Annotated in this window: 5 protein-coding genes; 1 reads left to right on the top strand and 4 read right to left on the bottom strand. The window is 66.7% G+C overall.

What is annotated here, in order from left to right; genetic code table 11:
• Positions 1-201: 201 nt before the first annotated feature.
• The 4 genes from AB7O82_RS36665 to AB7O82_RS36650 form a co-directional block, all read right to left on the bottom strand.
• The gene (locus tag AB7O82_RS36665) at positions 202-1,197 is read right to left on the bottom strand and encodes an ABC transporter permease (protein WP_428621752.1); all 996 of its coding nucleotides are present in this window, start codon (positions 1,195-1,197) and stop codon (positions 202-204) included.
• Position 1,198: 1 nt separating this feature from the next.
• The gene (locus AB7O82_RS36660) at positions 1,199-2,698 is read right to left on the bottom strand and encodes a sugar ABC transporter ATP-binding protein (protein ID WP_428621750.1); all 1,500 of its coding nucleotides are present in this window, start codon (positions 2,696-2,698) and stop codon (positions 1,199-1,201) included.
• Positions 2,699-2,710: 12 nt separating this feature from the next.
• Entirely contained in the window at positions 2,711-3,727 is a 1,017-nt protein-coding gene (locus tag AB7O82_RS36655) for a sugar ABC transporter substrate-binding protein (RefSeq protein ID WP_428551602.1), read from the bottom strand.
• 125 nt (positions 3,728-3,852) lie between these two features.
• Positions 3,853-5,040 (bottom strand): LLM class flavin-dependent oxidoreductase, encoded by a 1,188-nt coding sequence (locus AB7O82_RS36650; RefSeq protein WP_428621749.1) that lies wholly within the window; start codon positions 5,038-5,040, stop codon positions 3,853-3,855.
• Between the two features lie 106 nt (positions 5,041-5,146).
• Between AB7O82_RS36650 and AB7O82_RS36645 the strand changes: the two genes are divergently transcribed.
• On the top strand, positions 5,147-5,727 hold a 581-nt coding region (locus tag AB7O82_RS36645; RefSeq protein WP_428621747.1), incomplete at its 3' end, for an SDR family NAD(P)-dependent oxidoreductase.

Raw genomic sequence — 5,727 nt, 5'->3', positions numbered from 1 at the left:
GAGCTGGCGGGCGGAGTTCGGACAAGAGACAGAGGACGACCGCAACTGACGGCCGGCCAGATCGCCCCTGGCGCTGGACCGCCGATCTACTTGCCTTTCGTGTCGGGCAACGACGCACCATGGCCTGGATCGATCCCAGCCTGGGGGCGCAGTGGCATGGGCGTTGTGTTACAGTAACGCCCATGTGAGCGCAGCAGCCGGTCAGCTGCCGATGCGCTCCGCGTCGCGGACCCGCTGCACGTAGACGTTGATGATCAGCGCCGCCAGCAGGATCAGGCCCCGGATCAGGATCTTGAGGAAGCTGTCGATCTCGACATGGTCGAGGCCGTTGTTGAGCACGCCCAGGATCAGGAGTCCGATTATGGTATTGCCGATGCCGCCGCGGCCGCCGAACAGGCTGGTACCGCCCACCACGACGGCGGCGATGGCATCCAGCAGGTAGCCGTCGAACTCGTTCTGCTGGGCACTGCCGAAGTGGGCCACGCCCAGCATGCCGGCAACACCCGAGCACAGGGCCGAGATGACCATGACGGCACCCAGCACCAGCCTGACGTTGACGCCGGCATATTCGGCCGCCTCGCGGTTGCCGCCGACCATGTACACGTAGCGGCCGAAGCGCGTGTAGGTCAGCACCAGATGGCCGGCCAGCAGGAAGACCGCGGCCACCAGCACGAGGCACGGAATGCCGGCCACCCGGCCTGCCCCCAGGAGGGAAACCAGGTCGGGCACGGCATAGGCGATCTGGCCGCGCACCAGCAGCGCGCAAATGCCGGCGCCGATCTGCATCATGGCGAGCGTCATGATGAAGGACGGGATACCAATCAGCGTGATGCCGGCGGCATTGACCAGGCCCAGCATGAAACAGCCGACCAGCGCCAGGACAATGGCGGCAATCCCCGGCACCGGCACGTTGGCGATGTTCACGTAGCTTTCCTGCAGCGTGAAGTAGGCGACGGCGATGCCGGTAACGTTGGCGATGGCGGCGACCGACAGGTCGATCTCGGCACACAGGATCACGAAGGTGAGGCCAACGGCGATGATCCCGGTGACCGAAATCTGGGTCAGGATGTTCGCTGCATTGTCCAGGGACGCGAACGACCGGCTGGTCAGGCTGAAAAAAGTCACCAGCACGATCAGGGTCGCGAACGGTGCGATGATGCGCATCTGGTTGCGCAGGAAGACCCCCATCGCCGTCATGTCACGCCGCCTCCAGAAGCTGGTCCTTGGCTACCGTCTCGCCGGCGAATTCGTGCACGATGCGCCCCTTCTTCATCACTACAATGCGGTCGGCGAGCGACAGCACGGTCTCGGGCTCGGTCGACAGCACCACGACCGCCATGCCCTGGTCGCGCAGCCCTTTGACGATGCGCACCACGTCCTCCTTGGCGCCGACATCCATGCCGCGCGTCGGTTCGCTCAGCACCAGGACCTTGGGAGGCCAGGTCAGCCACTTCGCGAGTGCCACCTTCTGCTGGTTGCCGCCCGACAGGCTGCCGAGCAGCGTCTCGACCATCGGCGGCCGGATCGACAGCGACTGGACATGCCGGCGGGCGATGTCCTTCTCGACCGAGGGCCGCAGCAGCATGCGGCCAATGCGGCCCAGCACGCTGATCGACATGTTCTTGTAGACCGGCTCGGCCGGGAAGAGCATCGATCGCCGGCTCTCCGGCACGAAGGCGATACCGGCGCGGCAGGCCTCGGCGGTGCTGCGCAGCCGCAGGACCCTGCCGCCGATCGACATCGTTCCGGCATCGGCACGGAGCTTGCCGAACAGGGTGCGGGCAAGCTCGATCAGGCCGCAGCCCATGAAGCCGTAGATGCCCAGGACCTCGCCCGCCCTGACGTCGAGCGACACGTCGGCGAAGGCGCGGCCGGCGCCGAGCCCGCGCACGGCCAGAACGACCGGCGCGTCGGGCCGGCTGTCGAGCGCGATCGCGCCGGTGTAGCTGCCTTCCAGCTCCTCGTGACCCCGCCCGATCATGCGCTGGATGAGCCAGCCCTTGTCGATGCTGCCGGCGGACTCGGTGGCGATGAGACGGCCGTTGCGGAAGATCGTGACGGTGTCGGAGATCGCCAGCACGTCGTCGAGGAAGTGTGAGATGAAGACGATGCTGCGGCCGCTGGCGCGCACGCCGCGCAGCACCTCGAACAGGCGCTGGACCTCGGGCGGCGAGAGCGCCGAGGTCGGCTCGTCGAGGATGACGATGCGCGCACCCGAGAACAGCACGCGGGCCAGCTCGATCAACTGCTGCAGGCCAATCGCCAGCGAGCCCATGCGCGCGCCCGGGTCGACGTCGATGCCCAGGTCGGCGAGATGCCGGCGGGCACCCTCCTTCATGGCGCGCCAGTCGACGATCCCACCCCGGGTCGGCTGCTGGCCGAGATAGACGTTCTCGGCCACGCTGAGGTCCGGCACGACGCTCAGCTCCTGGTGCACCATGCCGATGCCCGCCGCCAGCGCCTCGCGCGGCGAACGAAAATGCACCGGCCGGCCGTCGATCATCATGCGACCGTCATACTGGCCGTGCAGGCCCGCGATGATCTTCATCAAGGTCGATTTGCCGGCGCCGTTCTCGCCGACCAGGCCGTGGATCTCAGCCGCACGCAGGACGAAGTCGACGTCGCGCAACGCCGCGACGCCGCCGAACGATTTGGAGATGCCGCGCAACTCCAGCGGCGGCACGGCTCGTTCCGTCATGCCGATCGATCATCAGATCAGGAAGTGATCCTCCATCCACAGCATGCCGGCGGCGTTCTCCTTGGTCACCACCGGACCGTCGGTAACGATGCTCTTGGGAATGCCGCTGCCCGCCTTCTCTCCTGCCGTGACCGCCGCCACGCCCGCGATGATGGCGCCGCCATGGATGCGGCAGCTCGGATTGCGCACGGTCGCGAACATGCGGCCGTCGGACACGGCGTTGATGGCCGGCGGCATGGCGTCGACGCCGCCGATCAGGATATTGGTGCGGTTACGCGCCTTCATGACGTTGTAGGCGGCGAGCGCCATGTCGTCGTTATGGAAGAAGGCGGCATCGATCTGCGGGTACTTGGTGAGATAGGTCTCCCACAGCCGCGCCACCTTGGTGACATCCCAGTCGGCGGGCTGGGTGTCGAGCACCTCGATGCCGGGATTCTGCTTGACCACCGCGTTGAAGCCCTTGGCGCGGCCCTGCGCGCCGGTGTGGCCGAGCGCGCCCTGGGTCATGATCATCTTGCCCTTGCCGCCGAGCTTGGCAACCAGCGCTTGCGTCACCGACGCGCCCATGAACTCGTTGTCGGGCGCGAGGAAGCTGTGGACGTTGATCTTGTCCAGGGGCGCGATCAGCGTGTCCATGTCGATCACGGGGGTGCCGGCATCGATCATCTTCTGCACCGGCTGGGTCAGCGTGCCGATGCCGAAGGCCTGGATGGCGACGAAGTCCCATTTCTGCGATGCCATGTTGTCGACCGCTGCGCGCTGCTTGACGGCGTCGAGCTGGCCGTCGAACCACGTCACCTCGACGTTGTACAGCTTGCCCCAGTATTCGGCTGCGGCCTTGCCCTGGGCGCACCAGGTAGCCTGCAGGCCGGCGTTTGAGAAAGCGGCCTTCAGCGGTTTCTCCGAGCGGCCGGCCGCGACACCGGCCATTGCCGGGCTGACGCCGATCATCGCGAGCGTCGCCGCCGCGCCTCCGACTGTAGCGACGCTGAGAAAGTCACGCCTTGTCCTGTCGAACGTGTCCGTCATCGCTTCCTCCGTGGTGAACCGGTCGAATGCCGTTCTTCACGCGAGTCTGGCAGCGAGGGCTCTCGGCAGCAAGGCGGGGCCCCATGCCATGAGGGGCAGCGAGTTAGTCGTTCGAGGCTATTGCTTCACGAGATCAGCGAGCCGCTGCGCCGGTCCGTGACCTCCTTCCGGCCGGTCTTGGCGGCGCGTTCGGCGGCGTGCTTGTCGATCATGCGCTGGGCCGCCTCCTGGCGCTGACGCGAAAGCGTGTCGCGGTTGCGTGTCACCCAGTCGTAGGACTCGTCGCGAGCGACGTTGCTGCCGTCGAAGGCCGGCACGACGTAGCGCGCATAGAGCTCGTAGGAGCGCTTGGTCGCCTCCCAGTCCGCGATGTTGTTGGCCATGTGCAGCATGACCCCGAACTCGCCCTGCTTGGCCTGCAGCTTGCGGATCTGGGCAATGGCGTCGTCCGGCGTGCCGACGACGCCGATCTTCACCCTCATCCAGTAGTCGACGATGTCCTCGCCCGGCGGCACGTTGAAACGGGGCATGTTGTTATTGACGTAGTCGATATAGGCCTGCATGCCGAAGCGCACGTTCTCGCGCGCCTTGTCGCGCGTCTCTGCGATGTGGAAGGGCGCCACCAGGCGCAGCCGCCTGGGATCCATGGTGCGGCCGTGCTCGGCGGCGATCTCGCAAGCGGTCCGCCAGTTGGTGGTGAGCGCGTCGAAGCCGTTGGTCTCGGCCGCCGCGACGCACAGCATGCCGAGATCGTAGCGGCCGGCCAGCCGGCCGCCCGACGGCGTGACGGCGCTGGCGACCGCGACCTCGGGAAACGGATCGCTGTAGGGAAGAAGGTGCAAGCGCGCCTCCTTCAGCGAGTACCAGTCGGTCTTCTCGGTGACGACCTCGCCGCGGAACAGGCGCAAGATGAGGTCGAGCGCCTGTTCCATGCGGTCGCGCTGGGTATTGGGATCGATGTCGAGCATCATGGCGTCCGACGCCAGCAGGCCGGGCCCGGCGCCGAACATGACGCGGCCGCGGGTCTGGTGGTCGAGCTGTATGATGCGGTTCGCGACCATAAGCGGGTTGTGATAGGGCAACGAGATGACGCCGGTGCCGAGCCGGATGTGCTTCGTCCGCTCGGCAGCCGCGGCGATGAACAGCTCGGGCGAGGAGATGGTCTCGAATCCCGCCGAGTGATGCTCGCCGATCCAGGCCTCGTGGTATCCGAGCCGGTCGAGCCATTCGATGAGCTCGAGGTCACGATGCAGCACGTTGTGCGGGTTCTCGTTCAAGGCGTGGAACGGCGGCAGGAAAATTCCGTGTCTCATGTGCATTGGTTCCTCCGTTCGCTGGTGCCGACGGCCAGTCTATCGTGTAGCGGTGTGCGTCGGTATCGTGGATACGCGTTTCGCAATGCAATGGACGGAGGCGAACATGGGAAGGCTCGACGGCAAGGTCGCGGCGGTGACGGGAGGGGCATCGGGGATCGGCGAGGCGACTGTCAGGCGTTTCGTCGCCGAGGGCGCGAGCGTGGCGTTCTGTGATCGGGACGCCGAGCGAGGCCAGCGCGTGGCGGGCGAGCTCGAGGCCGCCGGGGCGAAGGTCGCCTTCACGCAGGCGGACGTGGGAACCGAGGCCGCATGCCTCGCCTTCGTCAACGGTGCCGCGCAGAAATTCGGGCGCCTCGACATCCTCGTCAACAACGCCGGCATCCGCAAATACGAGAAGATCGACGAGGCGAGCGCGGCGAGCTGGAACGAGATCCTCAACGTCAACCTGATGAGCTACGCCTTCTGTGCCAAGGCGGCGGTCCCGCTGATGCGCCGCAACAAGGGCGGCGCCATCGTCAATGTCGCCTCCGTTCGTTCCGTCGTCGCCGGCGGCGGGAACCTGCAGTACGACACCACCAAGGCCGCGATCGCGGGCCTGACACGGGCGCTCGCTGCCGACCACTCGCCCGAAGGCATTCGCGTGAACGCCGTCGGCCCGGGGCCGATCTTCACGCCCTTCCATCA

The sequence above is a fragment of the Reyranella sp. genome (genome assembly GCF_050185545.1).
Classification (GTDB): domain Bacteria; phylum Pseudomonadota; class Alphaproteobacteria; order Reyranellales; family Reyranellaceae; genus Reyranella.
Note: the sequence above shows the minus strand (reverse complement) of the source record. Positions and strands in the feature narration are given on the sequence as shown.